17 protein-coding genes are annotated in these 19431 nt (G+C 57.2%); 11 read left to right on the forward strand and 6 right to left on the reverse strand.

Features of this window, described 5'->3' with window-relative positions:
- Positions 1-5 precede the first annotated feature (5 nt).
- The 7 genes from phnK (at position 6) to ABLQ08_RS24285 (ending at position 5717) form a co-directional block, all read left to right on the forward strand.
- Complete coding sequence (gene phnK, locus ABLQ08_RS24255; protein WP_352947686.1) at positions 6-782, forward strand: phosphonate C-P lyase system protein PhnK; 777 nt, start codon at positions 6-8, stop codon at positions 780-782.
- 15 nt (positions 783-797) lie between these two features.
- The gene (gene phnL, locus ABLQ08_RS24260) at positions 798-1502 is read left to right on the forward strand and encodes a phosphonate C-P lyase system protein PhnL (RefSeq protein ID WP_352947555.1); all 705 of its coding nucleotides are present in this window, start codon (positions 798-800) and stop codon (positions 1500-1502) included.
- A gap of 112 nt (positions 1503-1614) precedes the next feature.
- A complete protein-coding gene (locus ABLQ08_RS24265) occupies positions 1615-2364 on the forward strand; it encodes a DUF1045 domain-containing protein (RefSeq protein WP_352947556.1) in 750 nt (249 codons plus the stop codon).
- Positions 2361-3506, forward strand: coding sequence for an alpha-D-ribose 1-methylphosphonate 5-triphosphate diphosphatase (locus ABLQ08_RS24270; protein WP_352947558.1), 1146 nt, complete (start codon positions 2361-2363; stop codon positions 3504-3506). The genes ABLQ08_RS24265 and ABLQ08_RS24270 overlap by 4 nt, the downstream gene beginning before the upstream one ends.
- Before the next feature lie 4 nt (positions 3507-3510).
- Positions 3511-4077 carry a phosphonate metabolism protein/1,5-bisphosphokinase (PRPP-forming) PhnN gene (gene phnN, locus ABLQ08_RS24275; protein WP_352947560.1) on the forward strand — a complete coding sequence of 189 codons (567 nt, stop codon included), beginning with the start codon at positions 3511-3513 and terminating at the stop codon, positions 4075-4077.
- 216 nt (positions 4078-4293) lie between these two features.
- Entirely contained in the window at positions 4294-4662 is a 369-nt protein-coding gene (locus tag ABLQ08_RS24280; protein ID WP_352947562.1) for a group I truncated hemoglobin, read from the forward strand.
- Entirely contained in the window at positions 4659-5717 is a 1059-nt protein-coding gene (locus tag ABLQ08_RS24285) for an adenylate/guanylate cyclase domain-containing protein (RefSeq protein ID WP_352947564.1), read from the forward strand. The genes ABLQ08_RS24280 and ABLQ08_RS24285 overlap by 4 nt, the downstream gene beginning before the upstream one ends.
- A gap of 37 nt (positions 5718-5754) precedes the next feature.
- Here the strand turns inward: ABLQ08_RS24285 and ABLQ08_RS24290 are convergent, their stop codons facing one another.
- From ABLQ08_RS24290 to ABLQ08_RS24310, 5 genes are all read right to left on the reverse strand, one after another.
- Positions 5755-8637: an AsmA family protein gene (locus ABLQ08_RS24290; RefSeq protein WP_352947565.1), complete on the reverse strand. Its 2883-nt coding sequence runs from the start codon at positions 8635-8637 to the stop codon at positions 5755-5757.
- Between the two features lie 232 nt (positions 8638-8869).
- The gene (locus ABLQ08_RS24295) at positions 8870-10039 is read right to left on the reverse strand and encodes a DUF1513 domain-containing protein (RefSeq protein ID WP_352947567.1); all 1170 of its coding nucleotides are present in this window, start codon (positions 10037-10039) and stop codon (positions 8870-8872) included.
- A complete protein-coding gene (locus ABLQ08_RS24300; RefSeq protein ID WP_352947569.1) occupies positions 10020-11093 on the reverse strand; it encodes an imelysin family protein in 1074 nt (357 codons plus the stop codon). The genes ABLQ08_RS24295 and ABLQ08_RS24300 overlap by 20 nt, the downstream gene beginning before the upstream one ends.
- Positions 11093-12622: a di-heme oxidoredictase family protein gene (locus ABLQ08_RS24305; protein WP_352947571.1), complete on the reverse strand. Its 1530-nt coding sequence runs from the start codon at positions 12620-12622 to the stop codon at positions 11093-11095. Before ABLQ08_RS24305 ends, ABLQ08_RS24300 begins: the two co-directional genes overlap by 1 nt.
- A gap of 90 nt (positions 12623-12712) precedes the next feature.
- Positions 12713-13975: an imelysin family protein gene (locus ABLQ08_RS24310; protein WP_352947573.1), complete on the reverse strand. Its 1263-nt coding sequence runs from the start codon at positions 13973-13975 to the stop codon at positions 12713-12715.
- A 301-nt stretch (positions 13976-14276) separates the two neighbouring features.
- On the opposite strand from ABLQ08_RS24310, the gene ABLQ08_RS24315 reads away from it, so the two are divergent.
- The 3 genes from ABLQ08_RS24315 (at position 14277) to ABLQ08_RS24325 (ending at position 16864) form a co-directional block, all read left to right on the forward strand.
- Entirely contained in the window at positions 14277-14753 is a 477-nt protein-coding gene (locus tag ABLQ08_RS24315; protein WP_352947576.1) for a TerB family tellurite resistance protein, read from the forward strand.
- Between the two features lie 87 nt (positions 14754-14840).
- Complete coding sequence (locus tag ABLQ08_RS24320; protein WP_352947577.1) at positions 14841-15596, forward strand: glutamine amidotransferase; 756 nt, start codon at positions 14841-14843, stop codon at positions 15594-15596.
- A 158-nt stretch (positions 15597-15754) separates the two neighbouring features.
- Entirely contained in the window at positions 15755-16864 is a 1110-nt protein-coding gene (locus ABLQ08_RS24325) for a calcium:proton antiporter (protein WP_352947581.1), read from the forward strand.
- Between the two features lie 72 nt (positions 16865-16936).
- On the opposite strand, the gene ABLQ08_RS24330 is transcribed toward ABLQ08_RS24325, so the two are convergent.
- Complete coding sequence (locus ABLQ08_RS24330) at positions 16937-17887, reverse strand: DMT family transporter (protein WP_352947583.1); 951 nt, start codon at positions 17885-17887, stop codon at positions 16937-16939.
- An 80-nt stretch (positions 17888-17967) separates the two neighbouring features.
- Between ABLQ08_RS24330 and ABLQ08_RS24335 the strand changes: the two genes are divergently transcribed.
- On the forward strand, positions 17968-19362 hold the full coding sequence (locus tag ABLQ08_RS24335; RefSeq protein ID WP_352947584.1) for a PLP-dependent aminotransferase family protein: 1395 nt from the start codon (positions 17968-17970) through the stop codon (positions 19360-19362).
- Positions 19363-19431 lie beyond the last annotated feature (69 nt).

Genomic DNA, 19431 nt, shown 5'->3' on the forward strand with positions numbered 1-19431 from the left:
CGTTGATGCCTGAAGAACCGCTCCTGCAGGTTCACAATGTCACCCGCTACTACGGCGACAGGATCGGCTGCTCGAATGTTTCCTTCGACCTGTGGCCAGGCGAAGTACTGGCAATCGTTGGCGAGAGCGGCTCGGGGAAGACAACTCTTCTCAATTGCCTTTCCACACGTCTCGCCCCGACGGCCGGCGCCATCGAATACCGCATGCGTGACGGCTCCATGCGCAATCTCTACCAGCTCACCGAAGCAGAGCGCCGGTTGCTGATGCGCACCGACTGGGGATTTGTTCATCAGAACGCCGCCGACGGATTGCGCATGAACGTGTCGGCCGGTGCCAATGTCGGCGAACGGTTGATGGCGGTTGGCGAGCGTCACTACGGCAATATCCGTTCGACGGCCGATGACTGGTTGGGCCGGGTGGAGATCGAAAGCGACCGGATCGACGACGATCCACGCTCATTTTCCGGCGGCATGCGTCAGCGCCTTCAGATTGCCCGCAATCTCGTGACACGTCCGCGGCTGGTCTTCATGGACGAGCCGACCGGCGGCCTCGACGTTTCCGTTCAGGCCCGTTTGCTCGACTTGCTGCGCCGATTGGTGGCTGACCTCGGACTGTCCGTGGTGATTGTCACCCATGACCTGGCGGTCGCCCGTCTTCTGTCACACCGGATCATGGTCATGCGCCAGGGCAACGTTATCGAGAGCGGCCTGACCGACCAGGTTCTTGACGATCCACGCGAGCCATACACGCAGTTGCTCGTATCCTCGATCCTTCAAGTCTAAGCGGAGTGCACACGAATGCCTGTCCGTCTTTACCTCAACAATGTCGGCAAGTCCTTCACCATGCATCTGCAGGGCGGCACCGTCATACCGGTCGTCGAGAAGGTCGAGTTCTCGGTCAAGGAAGGCGAATGTGTCGTCCTGGGCGGCCCGTCCGGAGCCGGCAAGAGCTCGATCCTGAAAATGATCTACGGCAACTATCGCTGCGACGAGGGTCAGATCCTCGTGACCATCGGCGATGAAATCGTCAATGTCGCCGGTGCCGAGCCGCGCCAGGTTTTGAAACTGCGCGAAAACACCATTGGCTATGTCAGTCAGTTTCTGCGGACGATCCCCCGGGTCTCCGCCGAAGACGTCGTCGCAGAACCCCTGATTGCACAGGGCGCCAGCGAAGCCGAAGGGCGGGACACTGCCCGCGCTCTTCTCGCCCGGCTCAATGTACCGGAGCGACTGTGGACGCTTCCTCCGGCAACTTTTTCAGGCGGAGAACAGCAACGCGTCAACATCGCCCGTGGTTTCATCGCCCATTATCCGATCCTGCTGCTGGACGAACCGACGGCCTCACTTGATGCCGCCAACCGGGCGGTGGTTGTCAGGCTGGTGGAAGAGAAGAAGGCGCAGGGCGTTGCCATGGTTGGCATCCTGCACGATCAGGATGTGCGCGAAGAGATTGCCGACCGGATCATCGACGTCACAGGCTTTGCCGCGGAGGTTGCGGCCTAGCTTCTTGACAAGAAACACTTGCAGGTGACGGAAAACTGTCACAGAACAGTCACTCCCCACCTGTAAGGCCATCACCTCGGCCACCCCTTGATCGAAGTCGTGATTCTGAACCATGCGCTACGCCATCTATTTTGCCGCTTCAGCTGAAGACCGCCTGATGCAGTTGGGCAATGCCTGGCTGGGCCGGGATCCGTTTGCTGCCGAGGACCTGCTGCAGCCGACGCTCGAAGGACTGGAAGCTGAACGCTTTCATGCGCTCACCGTCAATCCTCGCAGATACGGCTTCCACGGCACGCTGAAGGCACCTTTTCATCTGCATCACGACAAGACCGAAGCGGGGCTTGTGGCAGCCTGCAAGGAATTCGCCGGCCTTGTCTCCCCCTTTGAAATCCAGGGGCTGTCGGTCAATCGCCTCGGAAAGTTTCTGGCCCTGACACCTGACCAGAGCGAGCCGGAGCTGTCGGCTTTCGCGGCAACATGCGTTCGCCAATTCGAGGCGTTTCGGGCACCGCTTTCCAAAGCCGACTTGCAGCGGCGTCGGCAAAGCAACCTGACACCCCGGCAGGACTCTTATCTGGTTGACTGGGGGTACCCTTACGTCTTTGACGAGTTCCACTTTCATATGACCTTGTCGAACAAGCTGGACGATGACCGGGAAGCGGAATTGATCGCGGCAGAGGCAAGGTCACATTTCGGCTCCGTGACCGGGCGTCCAAGAACCTGCGGCAGCTTTGCGCTCTATCTTGAGACGGAACGCGGAACCCCCTTTGAAGTCCATTCTGTGTTTGAACTGACCGGCGACATTGGCCCGGTCGAAGCCGAGTCACGATCCGGTGGCGTGACGCCCAAGGAGACAGCATGAGCACGCATCCCAAAACCTTCAAAAACGCCAAACTGATTGTGGCCGATGAAGTGATCGACGGGTCCCTGACCGTCGATGGTGAGGGTCGTATCGAAAACATCGCCTCTCCCACTGAAACCGACGGGCACGATTGCGAAGGCGATTTCTTGCTTCCCGGGCTGGTGGAACTGCACACCGACCACCTGGAAACCCATTACGCCCCGCGCCCCAAAGTGCGCTGGAATACGGTTTCGGCCGTTCAGGCCCACGACGCCCAGATTGCCTGCGCAGGCATCACCACAGTGTTCGACGCGCTCCGGGTCGGCATGGATGAAGATGCCGATCTGACCTACCAGGATATGAGATCGCTGGCCGATGCCATTGAAACCGGTCAGCGGGAACACAGATTGCGCGCAGATCATTTCATTCATCTGCGCTGTGAAGTATCTGCGCCTGATGTCATGAACGCGTTCAAGGTGTTTGAGGAAGATGACAGCATCCGGCTGATATCCCTGATGGACCATACGCCCGGGCAGCGCCAGTTTGTCTCTCTCGACGCCTACAAGGTGTATTTCAAGGGCAAAAAAGGCTTTTCGGATGCCGAGATGGACGCGTTTATCAAACGCCGTCAGGAAAAGGCAAGTGCGCTTGCACCAGAGCATCGCAGGCAGCTTTCCGATCAGGCCGGCAAACGCGGCATTGCCATTGCAAGCCATGATGACGCCACCAGCGAGCATGTCGAGGAAGCCGTCGCCCTGAATACGAGGATCGCGGAATTTCCGACCACGGTGCAGGCGGCAAGAGCCTCCCATGAAGCCGGCATGGCCGTGCTGATGGGCGCGCCGAACGTCGTTCGCGGCGGTTCTCATTCAGGCAATGTGTCGGCACGTGAACTGGCCGAAGCGGGATATCTTGATGTTCTGTCCTCGGACTACATCCCTGCATCGCTCCTGCAGGCCTCGTTCCAGCTGGCTGAAGAAATCGAAGCTATTTCACTTCCCAAAGCGGTCGCGATGGTGACGTCCAATCCTGCGACGGCAATCGGGCTCGATGATCGCGGTTCCCTGCTTCCGGGGCTTCGTGCTGACCTTATCCAGGTAAAGCTGGTCGGCAACGTGCCGATCGTTCGCGGTGTCTGGCGCGAAGGCAAGAGGGTTGCCTGACACCATGAAAGGTCCTTCGGCCAAGCTGGGTCCGGGACGAATGGTGCTTGTCGTCGGTCCGAGCGGTGCGGGCAAGGATACGCTCATGGCCGCATTGAAGGACCGGCTCAAGAGCCATTCCAATGTCCATTTTGCCCGGCGCGCGATTACACGTGCGGCCGATGCAGATGCCGAAGATCACGACACGCTGACCCGGACCGAATTCGATCATCTCGTAAAGTCTGGAGAAACGGCGCTTTCATGGGAGGCGCACGGGCTCGGCTACGTCATTCCCAAATCCTATGACGGGGTCGTCCGCTCCGGCGACACGGTCATTGCGAACGGATCGCGCAAGGTGCTCGGGCAATCCGCCGCCAAGTATCAAACATCAATCGTGCTGCTGATAACGGCTCCGATCGATGTGCTGGCAGAACGGCTCTCCGCGCGTGGGCGCGAAAGCATGGAAGACATTCGCAAGAGGTTGCAGCGCGCAGACCTGGAGCCTGACAATGTTCCCAATCTGATCCGGATCGAAAACACCGGCACAATAGATGAAGGTGTCGCAGCGATGGTCCAAGCCCTGGAACTCTAGGCTCCGGAACATCGTTACCTCGCCGGGTGTGAAGTTAACTCAACACTACACCCGAACATCACGTGCAAATTTACCGGAAACAACTTTCAATATTTACTACTTAAGTAGAAATTACAAGTAAATCCAACAAATAACCAAACAACTTTGAATAAGCAGCGCAGTCGCTTAAGCTATATCTACTGCACGACATCTGACTACAAACAGAGTCTTACGGATATGGCAGAGGCGCTTTTCGACAAATATGGTGGCTTCAAGTTTGTCAGCCGACTTGTGTTGTCCTTTTACGACAAGGTTCTCGACTCTGATCAGGTCGGTGACTATTTCGATGATGTCGACATGCCACGACTTATCGACCATCAGACCAAATTCGTTTCTTCGCTCCTTGGCGGCCCGGTTTCCTACACGGATGAACGCCTTAAGAGAGCACATGCGTCCCTGAACCTGACTTCGGCTGACTTCGATGAAGTTCAACGCCTGTTGCGGGACACCCTCGCCGAACATGGCATCGAGTCTCAGGACATCGATATCGTTATGACGGAAATCGAAGCCCGGCGCGGCTCGATCCTGGCGGATGGCGCGTCATGAGCATTGCTGCCATCAACGAGCAGCTCCTGCGCGCAATCGGCGTGGGTATTGCCGTTGTACGGCGCAAGGATCTCAGGTTCCTCTTCACCAACGAACCTTTCGCCGAATGGTTCGGCAAGCCCGCACCCAGATCGTGCCTGCCCGATATCCTGCAGGACATCGACATGGACGACATAAAGTCCGAGATGGAAAGGAGTGGCCGGTACACCGGTGAGCTGCAGGTGAAGCGGAAAAGGCGAACGCTCATCATCGCCCTGTCCATCTCGTGCGCGAGCGCGGAGGCGCAGGACTTCTACGTGGTCGAATGCCAGAACATCACCCGGATCCGCGAGCTGGAATCGATGATCGACAGCTATTCGGCTATGGTGGAGCGCAACACACGGGAACTGGAACGCGAAAAGGAGCGTGTGGAGCGCCTGCTCCTGAACCTCATGCCTCGCTCGGTATACGAAGAGTTCAAGACGTTCGGCGTTGTCACGCCTCAGCTTTACGAAAGCGTCTCGGTCGTAATGCTGGACTTCGTGGACTTCACCAGGTTCGCCGCCGAACACGACCCGACAGTCACATTGGGTGAATTGAACGACATATTCACCGCCTTCGACCGGATCGCCGAACAGTTCGGTTGCGAACGGATCAAGACCATTGGCGATGCCTATCTTGCCGTTGCAGGCATGCCGGAACCTTCCCCGGACCATACACGTGCGGTTGCCAATTGCGCCGTGCGTTTCATCCGGTATCTCGACCGGCGGAATCAGAGCCACCAATACAAGTGGCAGGCCCGCATCGGTCTTGGCACCGGTTCTGCCGTCGGCTCCGTCGTCGGAATCCAGAAATACGTTTATGACGTCTTCGGTTCAGCGGTTAACCTCGCGGCCCGCCTGCAGGAATTTGCCAATCCCATGTGCATTGTCGCCCCGGACGAGATGAAGGAATTCCTCGTAGATGAATTTCATCTCGTTGACCTTGGCAAACAGGACATCCGCAGTTTCGGCGAAATGCGCCTCATGCGTGTCTCGCCAGGCATCGAACTGGCACGCAAGGCACGGCAGTATTAACCGGTGACCAGGGTCGGTACGTTTGCTTCGGCAGACGTCAGTTCTCTTTCTTCTTCTTGCCGAAGACATTGCCGAGAAGGCCCGAAGGCAGCCCGAAGCCCTCTTCGACCGCCTTCAATACTTCTTCATCATCGACGTCGCCTTCAATAACCTTCTGGACATCGATCTGCGTCCGTCCTCCGGTCGCGCGATTGATGACCTGGTTTGCAGTATCAACGAGTTCCTCCGACGGGGCCTGCTTGCCCTGAAGAATTGAGATCAGTTCACCACCGGTCTCTTGAAGCTGCTTGTAAGCAGCCTCCGGGTTTTCCAGAATACCCGCAATGTCGGGATAAATGCGCGGATCGCTCCAGGGCCCCTCGATCAGGATCGGCACGCCAAGTCCTGACATTTTTTTGTCTGCGCCCTTGCGGCGCGGTACCGGAGCCTGACCTTCCAATGTTGCGACGATCTTCGGCTCGACTCTCCAGTTGAGGGTTTGTCTGGGCATATCCGTCTTGCCCTTGCCGGTCATACGCACCAGCGGACCGGCCATGGCAAGATCTTCGGTACGGGCGACGCCGTCTGCAATCTTGAAGGTTGCTCCGAGAGAGCTGAAGTCGGTCTTTTCTGACTGGTTTTCCTGCCAACCCAGCAAGGTTTCGACGGAAAGCCCGCGCACCATCTTTGGCACATTGATGCCCCGGATCGCACCGTCGACGAATTCAAAATCCGCATCGCCGTTCAATCCCTGAACAAGCGCCTGTTCGCTTCCGCCTTTTGAGCTGACGGCCAGGTTGATTGCCGAAGTGCCTTCGATCCAGTCGAAATCGGCCGCGTCACGCAGCAGCGGATAGGCATCGAGCCCGGACAGTGAGAACTTCGCCTCCACCTCTGGAATTGCCGCCGCACCATTCAGCTTGATGGTTCCTGTTCCGGCGCCTTCGTAAAGGGCAAGTTTTTCAAGATTGGCCGTCAGAACACCGTTCTGAATGGTCGTTGAAAGCGCACTTTCATCGACTTTGATCTTGTCCCAGCGAATTTCGCGTGTTGTGACCTTGAAGTCGACATCGACCGCCTGGAGTCCGGAGAAGTCGATGGGATCGGTGCTCCAACCGGAAGACGGGCCGGAGTTCTTGCTGCTGCTTCCGCTGTTCGAATTCCCGGAAGACCCCGAGCCGCCGCTTGCGGCCTTGGAACCGCCACCAAGGTAAGGATCGAGAACCAGCTCGCGCAATGCCAGTCTGGCGGTCACTTTGGGCTTCCCGCCAAATTCAACCCGTCCATTAGCTTCGCCGGAAGTCTCGTCCAGCGTAAATCGGGTTTCCTCAAACGAAATCGTATTTCCCTGCATTCCGAAGATGCCCGAAGCCTTGAATGTCTTCAGCCCGTCACCTGCTCCTATCGGCTGCCCCATCCAGGCCATCAAGCCACGTAGGTCCGCCGTTTCAACCCGAACGGCTCCATCAACAGAACCATTCATGGCCGCCCGGCCATCAAATCCGGCACTGACACGATTGCCTTTGACAGTCACTGAAACGGGGGCGGCATCCCCGGCGAGCAGGCGCGCCGTGTCGGCCTCGCCGGTCAAGCTGAAGCCTTCTCCGCGCCAGGACAGCGCACCGGTCAAGGCAACCGGGTTCTCAAGTCCTTCCAGTTCCACATCCATTGCAAGGTTGGTCAGACGATCGGCATTCGGATCGCCGCCGACCGAGGAGGCCAATCCCAAGCCGCCGATTTCACCATCGGCGATGGAAACCGACCCATTGATATCGAGCCCTGCTACAAGTTCTTCACCGGTAAGCCCCACGGTCTCAAACGCAAGGTCGGCACTCAGCTTGCCGCTCGCAGGCAGATCCTGTCCGGCAAGCAACAGCAGGTCGGCAATCGAACCTTCCTTCAGTACCAGGCGCCCGGAAATTTCCGGCAGCAACCCGGAGAGATCGGCGTCAGCGGCGCCACCGAGCGACAGTTGCCCGAGCATCACGTGCAGGTCCGCAACTGAAACAGCGGCCTCCGAACCGGAAATCTTTGCGTCCAGGGAGAACGCTCCGGGATCCGTCGCCAGATTTTGCCCTGCCAGTTGAGCCACCGCCTTGAGCGACGGACCGTTTCCTTCCACTGCGAGATTTGCCCTCAGCGGTTCCATTCCGGCATCGCCCGCGACCGTGATGGTGTTTTCGCCGGTGGAGACTGTCAGAGAGACCGGCACCTGCTCTCCGCCGACCAACCCAAGCGGATTGGTCAGGGATCCTGAGACGCTGAGCGGAATATCCTGCAAGGAGAAACTGGAGGCAAGGTCCGCGTCTCCGGCAAGATCCGGAGCCCGGAGCGTCAGATCCAGGTTGCTGATCTTGATCGGTGTCGTGGAGGCCTGGTCCTTGTAGGTCACCGATCCGCCGGTGATACGGAAGCTGTTGACGCCGATGCTCTTCAGATACCCTTCGGAAGACGTGACGGCCCGGGGTTTTTCAGTGTTTGACGGCACGCTTGAAGCATCCGGCTGAGCGGACGGTGCTGCCTCTGAAGCCACCGAAGCCTCGTCTGCCAGCCTCCGGCGCGGTTCCCAGCTGGTTCGCCCATCCGATCTGACTTCCAGATAGATGTCCGGCTGATCGAGAGATATGCCGTCAACCTGAACGTTTCCCGAGATCAGCCCGTCCCAACCGAGCGTGAATTCGACCCGCGAAGCCTTTGCGAATTCCACCCCGTCGGCACCGGCTTCCCCTGCTATGCCGATATCCTCGGCAACAAGCGAGAACCTGGGAAACAATGACAGGGAAACGGGACCGTCCAGCCGGACCCGCCACCCAAGGCGCTTGTCCACCTGTTCGACCACCTGATGCTTGATCTCTTCCTTGGGCAGGAACATCGGCACCACCAGAAGGATGGTCACCAGCACGATTACCAGGCTGCCCAGTCCGATCAAAAGCCTACGCATGTTGGAGCGTCTCCCTTACACGAATCGGCCTCAATGTAGACCAATCCGCCGTCAAAAATGCCCTCTGAATTTGACAAAAGCAGGAAATTTGCCGTTTCGCACTCATAGACGCGGCTCCCGCATTTGTTGAATGCAGGAGCTCTGCTCTCTTCCGGGGCAATAAATCTTTTCCGGACACCGAAAGCATGCTTTTTCGTTTCAGGCAAGTCCGGAACGTGCCGCAGGGTCAATATCAGCCGAACGCCGCCATGTGATTGTCCCAGGAAAATCCGGGGGGCCTGGCCAGGATTTCAGCCGGCTCTTCTGCATCGCTCACATATGACAAGCCGCCATTCCCGTCAGAAATAAGGAAACTGCCCTGATCAATTGGCGCGACGCCGCAACCGTCCGGAATGGCTTGCGTTCCAAGAAACGTACCGTTTGCCACGTCCCAGAACAACGTCTGCCCGCCGCGGGGCGCTGACGTAGCAATCACATCGCCAGCCGCATTGGCGGTCACCGAACCGATGTAGTTCTGTAGCCGCGACGCGACCGCTCCCGGCATCTCCCGAAGTTCCGGCATTTCATCGCGAGAGAAAACTGTGACCAACGGCGGCGTTTCGCTCAGCGCCCCTTGGAACTGTCCGCCGACCCAGGCCCTGCCATTTGCGTCCAGGGCCATATGGCGAAGTGAGAGCTGGTGAAGGGAAGCATCGAGACCATGTCTTGCCAGCAAATCTCCGTTTGCGGCGTCAAGAAACACCACGGAAGGAGACATGGTTTCCAGGTTGAGCTTTTCCCTGCCTTTATCCGGATGGGTTTCGATCCCGCCATTGGCAACGATCAAGGTACGTCCGTCATGGGACAGCAAGATGTCGTGGGGGCCAATGCCGTGGGTGTCGAGCTCGCCGATACGCCGGGTCTGCGGACCGCTGATGTCGTAGACACCGACCACGCCACGAGCTGCATCGAAGTCATTCTCAACGGCATAGAGCAATCTGCCGCCCTTTGAAAAACAGCCGTGCCCGAAATAGTGCCGGCCCGTGTCCGCAGTCAGCAACTCGGGCTCGGCCTGGTCGAAAGGCCGGAGGATGATCAGGAAGGTACCGGGGCGCCGGGCAAAAGCCGCAAGACGTGTTGCGTCCGGCGACACGGCAACGCCATGTCCACGCCCGGGAAGGGAAATCTGGGCAAGCACCTGGCCGAGTTCATCCACGATGCCAATTCCGAAATTCCCATCGGCTTTCTTGAAGGCACTTGCAAAGAGCGGCATGCTTTCCGCGGCATCGCGGCTCAACAGACTGTCAGCCAGCGGAGAACCGGAAAAGACAGTCGCAGCGGTAAGGCCGCCAAGAGCGGTCAGGAAACTCCGCCGCGATAAAGTGCATACCCGGCGGGAGGTTTCAGTCGCCATCAAGGGCATTGAAGCCTCCGGCCAGTTTCAGAGCTCCCGCGACCTCCTGGGCCATCATGTCTCTGATCGCGTTCAGCGTAACGGCGAGTGCGGCCGTCAGGTTGTAGCTGCCGTCTTTGCCAAAGTTCAGACGCAACGGCGGCGTCAGTTTGTCCAGATAGCTTTGCGCATTCTTGAATTCAAAGCCCAGCGTATCAAGAACCCAGCGGTCGCTTTCGGACATCAAAGGCTTCAGGTTCATGCTGTTGACAGCATCGCGGATACCGGAAAGCTCACCGGACAGGTAAATGATCGCGTTTCGGGAACGTGAAAACGGAAACCGGCGCGGCTTGGCTTTTTCCGCCGAAGACCCCAGCGCAGGCAGGATGTCCTGATCCCGCATGATGATCACTCCGGTCACCAATGCGTTGAAAACAGATTCAAGAGCTTCCTTGGAGGTGCGGAACCGTTCGTTGTCCGGGCCTGCCGACAACAGAACAGCGCTATATCCCTTGGGATCGGCCCATTCCGTTTCGAGTTTGGCAGCAATGGAAGCAACGTTGCGGGCAATCGCAGTTGCATAACCACAGTCGAAATCCCTGGTTTCATCCGAAGATCCAAGTACGACCTCTCCGTACTTGTTGAATGCGATCAGCTGCAGGGCTGTCAGCCCCTGGACCGCGACGCTTTTGTCGCGAAGGCTCTCTGGCGAAAGAACGGCAGGATCCTGGGCTGCATATATTTTTCTGATTTGACGCATGCCGGTTCCTCTCGGGTCCGGCATGAACGCCAGTCTGCTGAGGCGATCATCTTCGACAAGCGGTCCGAACCTGAGAAAATGAATTCGGGAAAAATCGCGTACCGTTTCTGTGAAAGCTTCGTAAAAGCCCGAGATCGTTGCCTTTTTTTCCTCGGCACAAATGGCCGAAACTGCGTCTGGAAGCTTCGCGGAGCTTTGGGAAAACTCTGCCACTGCGGGGCGGACATAGTCAGCAATAAAGTGCTCAAGGGGAGGATTGAACTCCTCGGAAGCCGCAGGATACGAAAAGCAAACTGCAATTGCCGCTATAACCAACCGCCGCATTATAAAGACTCCAAGAACCGGATCAGTGAACGACGGTCATCAGGTGTCAGGGACACGACAACGTCTCGAGCCGCCTGGGCTTCGCCGCCATGCCACAAGACCGCCTCCAGAAGGTTGCGCGCCCGCCCGTCATGCAGGAACCGGGTGTGATTGTTGACTGTCTGCGTGAGACCGATACCCCAAAGCGGCGGCGTGCGCCACTCCTGTCCGTTTGCATCCCCGACCGGACGGCCATCCGACAAGCCTTCCCCCATGTCATGAAGGAGAAGATCCGTATAGGGCCAGATCAGCTGAAACTGATGTGCCGGATTTTCGGCATCGCGCCGCGTGACGTATTTCGGCTGGTGACAGGAGACGCATCCGGCTTCGTAAAAGATCTGTTTGCCCTTCAACACTTGCGGGTCGTCAACATCACGGCGCATCGGGACAGCCAGGTTTTCCGAATAGAAAGTCACCAGGTCCATGACCGGGTCTGGAGCTTCGGACGGGCCAAGTTGAGCCTGTTCGCCGTGAGGCAATGCCCGGCATTCCTGTTGGGCATCGGTGCAATCGCCGTAATTGTCGGGCTTGTAAGGGGTGCTGATGCCGATGTCGCCAGCAAAGGCTCCGGCTGATTGGGCGCGAATGGTCGGATTGGATGCCTTCCAGCCGAAACGGCCGATCGTCAACTCTCCGGTTTCCATATCCCGGACCCGGCTGACCTTGCCGGAAATACCGTTTCCATTCAGATCGTCCGGGTCGGCAAGTGCTTTGATATCACCTGGATGTATGGCTTGCAGGAGCCCCAGACCGATCATTGGAGGCGCAACGCGCGGTGACGTCATCGTATCTGGATGCATCTCGCCGAAACCGAGATCCCGGACCTTGTATGTCGGCTTTTGCAGAACGGCGATTTCACCACCATTCAGCTCGACCTCAATATTCTCAAGCTCGATATCGAACTTGCCTTCCGCCGAAAGGCCTGGGACGGCGAATGCCTGGAATTGCCCGCCGTAGGTCGGCTCGGGAACCGACAGGATCTCTTTGGCGTCAAGGGCCTGCCGATCTTCATCGCTCTGAGGGGGAATGGACAGGCGCAGGAACAGGGAAACCGCCTCATCGCCGGGACGCGGCGGCCGTCCACGGCCGTCCTTCAAATGGCATCCCTGGCAGGATCTTGCATTGTAGAGCGGGCCGAGACCGTCAGACGCCTGCGTCGATGAAGGCGAGGATGCCCAGAGCTTTTTGAAGAGCCCGTTACCGACCTTGAACGTGTGCTGCTCTTCAAAGGTCAGATTGGTATTTGAATGAGAAAAGGCATCTCTGTTGGGCCGTCTCTTCGACGTGCCCGCACCACCTTGCATGGGTTCGAAAAGTTCCGGTTTCTCAAAGTCCGCCGGGCTCTTCAGCACCTTGACGGCCTTCGCTTTGTCCTTGGCGGACAGATCGCCTCTGTGAGACAGGGTCTCTTCTGCAATCGCAGAACCGGTAGAAAGTAAAATAGCCAACATGGCGCCGGAAAAGGCGCTGGTCACGGGGGCCAGTCCCATAAGTCGCATCCTGAACTGTTGTCCGCGAGCCCCAATTCGCAGACATGAAAGAAACGTCAGGCGGCTTTGACACCGCCTGACGCAAAGATCTTATTCGAAGACAGCGCCCGGGTTGTCCAGGCTGTCGGAGCCTTCAAACGCGATTTCGTCCAGTTCGAGAACCTTGACGACGCGCTCGATGGAAGAAGTCTGGTCAACCAGGGCGTCGACGGCAGCCTGAATGACGGCATTGCCCTCTTCGTTGCCTTCACCGATCATCTGATCGTATGCCTCACCGCCTTCAGCACGTGCCTTCATCGTTTCGAATGCTGCGAGCGTGGCATCGAGCTTGGTTTTCATTTCTTCAGCAAGTGCCGGATCCTTCGCGGCAACGAGCTCTGCAAGCGAAGCGCCGGAAACATTGTTGCCGAGCGGGCTCTTGTACTCACCGAAGTAAACGTTCCGGATACCGACCACATCGTTGTAGTGAGACAGGTGGGTGTTGTCGGAGAAGCAGTCATGCTCTTCTTCCGGGTCATGCAGCATCAGGCCAAGCTTGATCCGCTCACCCGCCAGTTCGCCGTAGGAAAGCGAGCCCATACCGGTCAGGATGGTTGCGAGACCACCGTTTTCGCCCTTGCCGGAAAGTTCTTCGCGAGCTGCTCCACCCGGAGCCCAGGCCGCAGCCATTTCTTCCAGGTCGGTAATCAGCAGATCTGTAACGGCTTTCAGGTACTGAACACGACGCTCACAGTTGCCACCGGTGCAGTTTGCAGTGTCGAAATCAGTTGCCGGACGGCTGCCGGCACCGGCATCGGTTCCGTTCAGATCCTGGCCCCAGAGCAGGAATTCGATAGCGTGGTAGCCGGTTGCAACGTTTGCTTCCACTTCACCGGCTTCCTGAAGCTTGTCTGCAAGAAGGCCCGGGGTGATTTCGGCTGCATCAATGGTCTCACCACCGACCTTCAGGCTCGGGTTGGCAATGACATTGGCAACATAGAAGTCGTTTTCTTCCGATTCATCGCCGTAGGATGCGTCGACATAGTCGATCAGGCCTTCATCCAGCGGCCACGCGTTTACCTTGCCTTCCCAGTCGTCGACGATCGCGTTGCCGAAGCGATAGGCTTCTGTCTGCTGGTAAGGGTTGCGCGCCTCGATCCAGGCCGCACGCGCAGCTTCCAGATTGGCTTCGGTCGGCTCGGCAATCAGCTTGTCGATCGCAGTCTTGAGCGTCTTTGCGGTCTCAAGCGAGTCCGCGTATTTTGCCTGTGCGATATCGCCATATGTTGAAAGAACGTCGGCCGGAGCTGCTGCGAACGCCGGAGTTACGAACAGAGCGGTTGCGGCCAGAAGGCCAAGCTTGAAGGAATTCATTGTCCCATCCCAATATTTGAGGCGCCGTCTTGCCAAGGCGCCAAACAGGCGAAAACTGAATGATGTCGCGGCCCCACGAACCGGAACGCGAGTCGCGTAAAACCATTTCATGAGGGTAAAAGTCAAGAAATAAATTCAGAAAAATCAATAGTTTAGAACGATTCAAAAAACTTGACTTGGAAATGTAAGTTTAACTACTCATATCAAGGTCTTAAAAGAGACATCAACACTTTGATGCTAAGGGCAGATTGGTATAGCAATAGAAACCGGCCGAGCGGACCGGACCATGGGAACGTCGAAAATGCTGAATGCACTTAAGAGCTTTGTTCGTGAAATTACTTTTGGCGACAGCGGCAAGAAGACCTTCGCTGAAGATGACAAGCGCCTTGCGGCGGCCGCCCTTCTGTTTCATCTGATTGATATCGACGGCATCATCGAAGACAGCGAAAGCGAGAAACTTCGCCAGATCCTCAAGAAGCACTATGAGCTGACGGATCAGGAGACCTCCGAACTCATCGCAGCCGCCAAGCAGCGTGATGAGGAAGCGGTTGACCTTTATGGCTTCACCTCGGTCCTGAAGCGCACCACGGACGAAAACGAGCGCCTGGCCATCGTCGAGATGATGTGGGAGATCGTTTATGCGGACGGTCATGTCCATGAATTTGAAGACAACACAATCTGGCGTGTTGCCGAACTGCTCGGCGTTTCGACCCGGGACCGGATGACACTTCGCCACAAGGTGGCCCAGTCGGCACCTGAAGAAGAGGACAAAGACTAAGAGCGATCACTTGGCGGTCCGGGCACTTTCTGGTGACGCCTTTTGTCAGGGGTCGATTTTTTGTCGGCCGTCCCTCATATTATTCCCATGAGACTTCCTTTCGATCCAGGCAGCAACCGCCCCAAAATTCTGATCATTCTTCATCAGGAAACCTCCTCCCCCGGCCGTGTCGGTCAGGAACTGGTCAAACGCGGATTTGCACTGGATGTTCGCAAGCCCCGCTTCGGCGACTCGCTTCCCGACACGCTAGAACACCATGCCGGTGCCGTCATTTTCGGCGGACCTATGAGTGCCAACGATCCGGACGCCTTCGTTCATAAGGAAATCGACTGGATCAAGGTTCCACTGGCGGAGGAAAAACCCTTCCTCGGCATCTGTCTCGGCGCCCAGATGATGGTCAAGCATCTCGGCGGCACCGTGTCCGGTCATCGTGACAGCCTGGTCGAAATCGGCTACTACCCGCTGCAGCCAACCGCAGCCGGCAAGGAGCTGATGAGCTGGCCGAAAAAAGTCTATCAGTGGCACCGGGAAGGCTTCGACCTGCCGAGGGGCGCGGAACTTCTGGCCGGAGGCCCCACCTATCCGAACCAGGCCATTCGCGTTGGCCGGGCAGCTTACGGCATTCAGTTCCACCCGGAACTCACCCACCAGATGATGGTTCGCTGGACCACAAAAGGCGCACCGCGCATGGAACTTCCCGGCGCCCAGAACCGCCGCGATCATTTTGCAGGACGGTTCGTCTATGATCCCGACGTCAGGAAGTGGCTAGACCGGTTCCTGGACATCTGGATCGGCACCGCTGCGGCACCAGTTGAATATTGCCAGCTGAAGGCGGCGGAGTGATACGACTGTATCGGTTTAACGCGTGGGTGCCGCAATCTAAGCCTTACTCAAGCTCCCCAGATTCCGAAAAACGTTGATTTAGCAATCAGAACGAACTGAAGTATTCTGATCTCAAACCTCCGCACTGACCCCGCGAATTTTATCGTGAGGAGGAGATCATGGACATTGAAACCAGATCACCCAAGACCCCACTCACCTTTCTCCGCGCGGAGATGGCCTGCTGGGTCGGACTTTTCACGGTCTTGCTGATGTTTACGGTAGGCAGCAACTGGCTGGACGACCTTTCCAACCCGATCTGGTTCCTTATCCTCTTTCTCGGACTGTGCGCCGTCATCCTTTGGGCTGCTTTCGGGGTCACCAGACACGCGGACTGTCTGGCGATCATGCTGGGCGAACCATACGGCACGCTGCTACTGACCGTCGCCGTGACCGGAATGGAAGTTGTCATGATCGTCGCCGTTGCCTTTTCCGGCAGCAGCGCTCCAACCGTTGCGCGCGACACGATGTTCTCTGTCGTCATGATCCAGCTGAACGGTCTTGTTGGCCTGGCTTTGTTGATCGGCGGCCTCACCCATCGCGAGCAATACTTCAACATTCAGGGAAACACGACTTTTCTCGCGGTCATTGCCGCACTGTCGGGCCTGACCCTGATACTGCCGAAACTGATGCCCGTTCCGGCATGGTTCCTGATCGCCGCAACGATTGTTCTTTATGGAACGTTTCTGGGCATTCAGACCATGCGCCATCAGGGCTATTTCAAGTTTGCCGAAACCGAGGGAGATAATGCCGACGACCATGGTCATCACGGTCTTGTCCTTCGGCCAAAGCCCTATCACGTTGCCTTTCTGCTCCTGACAATGTTGCCCGTCGTTCTGCTGGCCAAGAAATTCGCGATCCTTGTCGACCACGGCGTCGATCAGATGGGCGCTCCGGTCGCAATTGGCGGTCTGTTGATTGCCGTCCTTGTGCTATCGCCTGAGGTCATGAGCGCCATCAAGGCAGCTCGCGAAAACAGGATGCAACGCTCGGACAACATCATTCTGGGAGCAACCCTGGCCACAATCGGACTGACTGTGCCTGGCGTGACCATTGCGTCGCTGATGACAGGAAACGCCGTTGAGCTCGGTCTTGACGATGTCGGAGTTCTTCTTCTCAGCCTGACCTTGCTGATTTCCTTCATCAACGCCTCAACCGGCCGAACCAACATTCTTCAAGGCCTGATCCACCTGACCCTTTTCGCCGCGTTCCTGCTGACCGTTTTCGCGTAGGGGCTTCCGAATTTCCCACAAAAGATCGGGTAATCAGGAGCCTCGAAACTGCCGCATGACCAAAACGGGATGTCAGGTCACATTCTCCCTTGGCTTGACGTTCTTCAAGCCGGCCAGTGTCAGTCCGTAAATGCAGCCAACTACAATGACGAGTGCGATGACCTGATACAGCTCGATGCTGTTGCCCAGAAAGACGACAGCCAGAACCATGGTCAGCGCGGGCCACGGCGTGGTGATCGAACTGGCAAGCGACACATCGATATGCCGGACGGCATAAAACCAGACGATCAATTCCAGGAAATAGACCAGCCCCATGACCGCTGACGTGATCTGAAAAATCGAACGCCCGGCATGCAGGATTTCCTCCGGCGCCATAATCGCAACAAGCACAAAGAGGAACACCGTGGAGATCGTCGCCCTGAAGAATGTCACCTGCACCGGCGTAATGGGTGTCCGGCCGAGTTCTTCCTTGATGATGACATGGGCGATGCTCCAGAGCAGCGGCACACACAGACTGACAAGAAACCAGGGAGACAGGCCCGACAATCGAAAAGTGCCGCCTGTACCAAGGTAAAACAGTGTCCCGATCAGAACCGCTGTGAGCGCCAGCTCAATGGCGGATTTTGTGCGTTTCAAAAACAGGCTTTCCCAAAGAATTGCGAAAAGCGGATAGGCCTGAATGGCTATGGCCGCATTGGCGGCACCGGCTTTCTGTACCCCCAGGACGTAAAGATAGGTCGACAGACCGAACGCCGCTCCGGTGGAAATTGCCACGAAAGGCAAGCGCTTTTTCTCATGTCGGGAAAGACCCGCATCAAAGATGCCCTTTACACCCTTTTGCAATTCAATTCCGAAGACCGGAATTGCGAAAATCACCTGCCAGACCGAGAGCGCAAACGCGAAGGAGAGCGCGCCGACCTCCGGAGGCCTCGAATTAGAAATGATCGGCATCACGCCGAGAAACAAAAGACAGATCAGGGACAGCAGAACACCCTTTCCGACTGATCGAGATGAAAGGACCATCAGACTTGCTCGCTAAATTGCATTGACTGCAGATAAAATTGATAAGAAGCTAAGTAGGATGCAATCAAAACATTGATCTGATGGCAATTTGGATTCCAAATCTCAAGGGACGTCGCGGCCCCAAATATCTTCAAATCGTTGATGTGATGGCTGAAGACATCGCTTCCGGGCGACTGTTGCCGAATGCGAGGCTTCTGCCGCATCGGGAACTGGCCTATCAGCTTGGAATTTCGGCCAACACGACCAGCCGTGCCTATGCAGAAGCCACCAGGCGAGCGTTGCTAAGAGGAGAAGTGGGACGAGGCACCTTTGTTCGCGTTCCCGGCGCCGTGCCGGAAAATGGCGAACACGGTACTTTGCTTCGCCAAGAAAACGGACCGGTTGATCTGTCTCGCAATCTTCCGCTGCCCGGCTTCTCCGAGCCGCACATACGGCGCATCCTCAAGGAAATTGCAGCCGATACCAGGCTTCCGTCACTTCTGGACTACCAGACGGACAAGGACCTTGATCACCACAACGATGCCGCCAGGGTCTGGTTCTCAAATTGCGGGATTGATGCTGCCGCCGATCAGGTTGTCATGACAATGGGGGGACAGCACGGCATACTTTGTTCGCTTATGTCGGTGTTGAATTCGGGGGATCTGCTGCTGACGGAACCCCTCACCTATACGCCGGTGCGCGCAATCGCCGAACGTCAGAGGTTGAATACGGCAGTCGTGCAAATGGATGACGACGGCGTCATTCCGGAGGCCTTTGAAGAACTCTGCAGTCGAGCAAAACCGAAGGCCTTTTATCTGACACCCACGCTGCAGGCCCCGACCACAGTGACCCTTCCGACCCAGCGCCGGAAGGCGATTGCGGATCTCGCACAAAGATACAATGTGATCTTGATAGAAGACGACGTGTTCGGTCCACTCAAGGAGGGCCGCCCGCCGCCCATTGCATCCTTTGCGCCCGATCACACGATCTACGTGACCAGCCTGTCAAAAACCGTCGCACCGGGTTTGAGGGTAGGGTTTTTGCGTGCGCCCGACAGATTGGTTCCCGCCCTTCGCCATGCGATCAACCTGAGCGTCTGGATGCCCCCGCCGATGACCCTGGAAGTTGCGGCAAGGGTGATTAATGACGGAACGGCTTTCAAACTCGCCAAGAAGCAAAGAGATGCGGCGGCACATCGGCAAACGCTCGCCCGAACGATCTTGAAGGAAGTGGATTTCACTTCCGACCACCATGGCCTCCACATGTGGATCAGGCTCCCCGCCGATTGGAGAGCGGATACATTCCGGGCACAATGCGCCCGGCATGGCGTATTGGTCAGCGAGGGCCGCAGCTTCGCAGCCTCGTCAGCAACGGCGCCGGAGGCTGTTCGTATCTGCTTGAGCCACGAAGTGAGTGAACTGCGCCTCATGAAGGGACTGCAGGTTCTGGCAAACCTGCATCACCAGGCACCAAGTTCATCCGCAATGGAAATCTGATCCGGCGCCAAATGGCAGGCGATCATTCAAAGCCTGAAATACCTTTTGAACCAGAAGAGCAGCGAAACA

Origin of the sequence: Roseibium sp. SCP14, assembly GCF_040329475.1 — a bacterium.
GTDB lineage: Bacteria > Pseudomonadota > Alphaproteobacteria > Rhizobiales > Stappiaceae > Roseibium.

Bases quoted from the DNA above. Each gene is read 5' to 3' on its own strand.
- ABLQ08_RS24330 (WP_352947583.1), bottom strand. From the start codon at position 17,887: ATGGTCCTTTCATCTCGATCAGTCGGAAAGGGTGTTCTGCTGTCCCTG.
- ABLQ08_RS24305 (WP_352947571.1), bottom strand. From the start codon at position 12,622: ATGGGACTGGCCCCCGTGACCAGCGCCTTTTCCGGCGCCATGTTGGCT.
- ABLQ08_RS24335 (WP_352947584.1), top strand. From the start codon at position 17,968: ATGGCAATTTGGATTCCAAATCTCAAGGGACGTCGCGGCCCCAAATAT.
- ABLQ08_RS24325 (WP_352947581.1), top strand. From the start codon at position 15,755: ATGGACATTGAAACCAGATCACCCAAGACCCCACTCACCTTTCTCCGC.
- ABLQ08_RS24280 (WP_352947562.1), top strand. From the start codon at position 4,294: ATGGCAGAGGCGCTTTTCGACAAATATGGTGGCTTCAAGTTTGTCAGC.
- ABLQ08_RS24310 (WP_352947573.1), bottom strand. From the start codon at position 13,975: ATGAATTCCTTCAAGCTTGGCCTTCTGGCCGCAACCGCTCTGTTCGTA.
- ABLQ08_RS24285 (WP_352947564.1), top strand. From the start codon at position 4,659: ATGAGCATTGCTGCCATCAACGAGCAGCTCCTGCGCGCAATCGGCGTG.
- phnN (WP_352947560.1), top strand. From the start codon at position 3,511: ATGAAAGGTCCTTCGGCCAAGCTGGGTCCGGGACGAATGGTGCTTGTC.
- phnK (WP_352947686.1), top strand. From the start codon at position 6: ATGCCTGAAGAACCGCTCCTGCAGGTTCACAATGTCACCCGCTACTAC.
- ABLQ08_RS24300 (WP_352947569.1), bottom strand. From the start codon at position 11,093: ATGCGGCGGTTGGTTATAGCGGCAATTGCAGTTTGCTTTTCGTATCCT.
- phnL (WP_352947555.1), top strand. From the start codon at position 798: ATGCCTGTCCGTCTTTACCTCAACAATGTCGGCAAGTCCTTCACCATG.
- ABLQ08_RS24265 (WP_352947556.1), top strand. From the start codon at position 1,615: ATGCGCTACGCCATCTATTTTGCCGCTTCAGCTGAAGACCGCCTGATG.
- ABLQ08_RS24270 (WP_352947558.1), top strand. From the start codon at position 2,361: ATGAGCACGCATCCCAAAACCTTCAAAAACGCCAAACTGATTGTGGCC.
- ABLQ08_RS24290 (WP_352947565.1), bottom strand. From the start codon at position 8,637: ATGCGTAGGCTTTTGATCGGACTGGGCAGCCTGGTAATCGTGCTGGTG.
- ABLQ08_RS24315 (WP_352947576.1), top strand. From the start codon at position 14,277: ATGCTGAATGCACTTAAGAGCTTTGTTCGTGAAATTACTTTTGGCGAC.
- ABLQ08_RS24295 (WP_352947567.1), bottom strand. From the start codon at position 10,039: ATGCCCTTGATGGCGACTGAAACCTCCCGCCGGGTATGCACTTTATCG.
- ABLQ08_RS24320 (WP_352947577.1), top strand. From the start codon at position 14,841: ATGAGACTTCCTTTCGATCCAGGCAGCAACCGCCCCAAAATTCTGATC.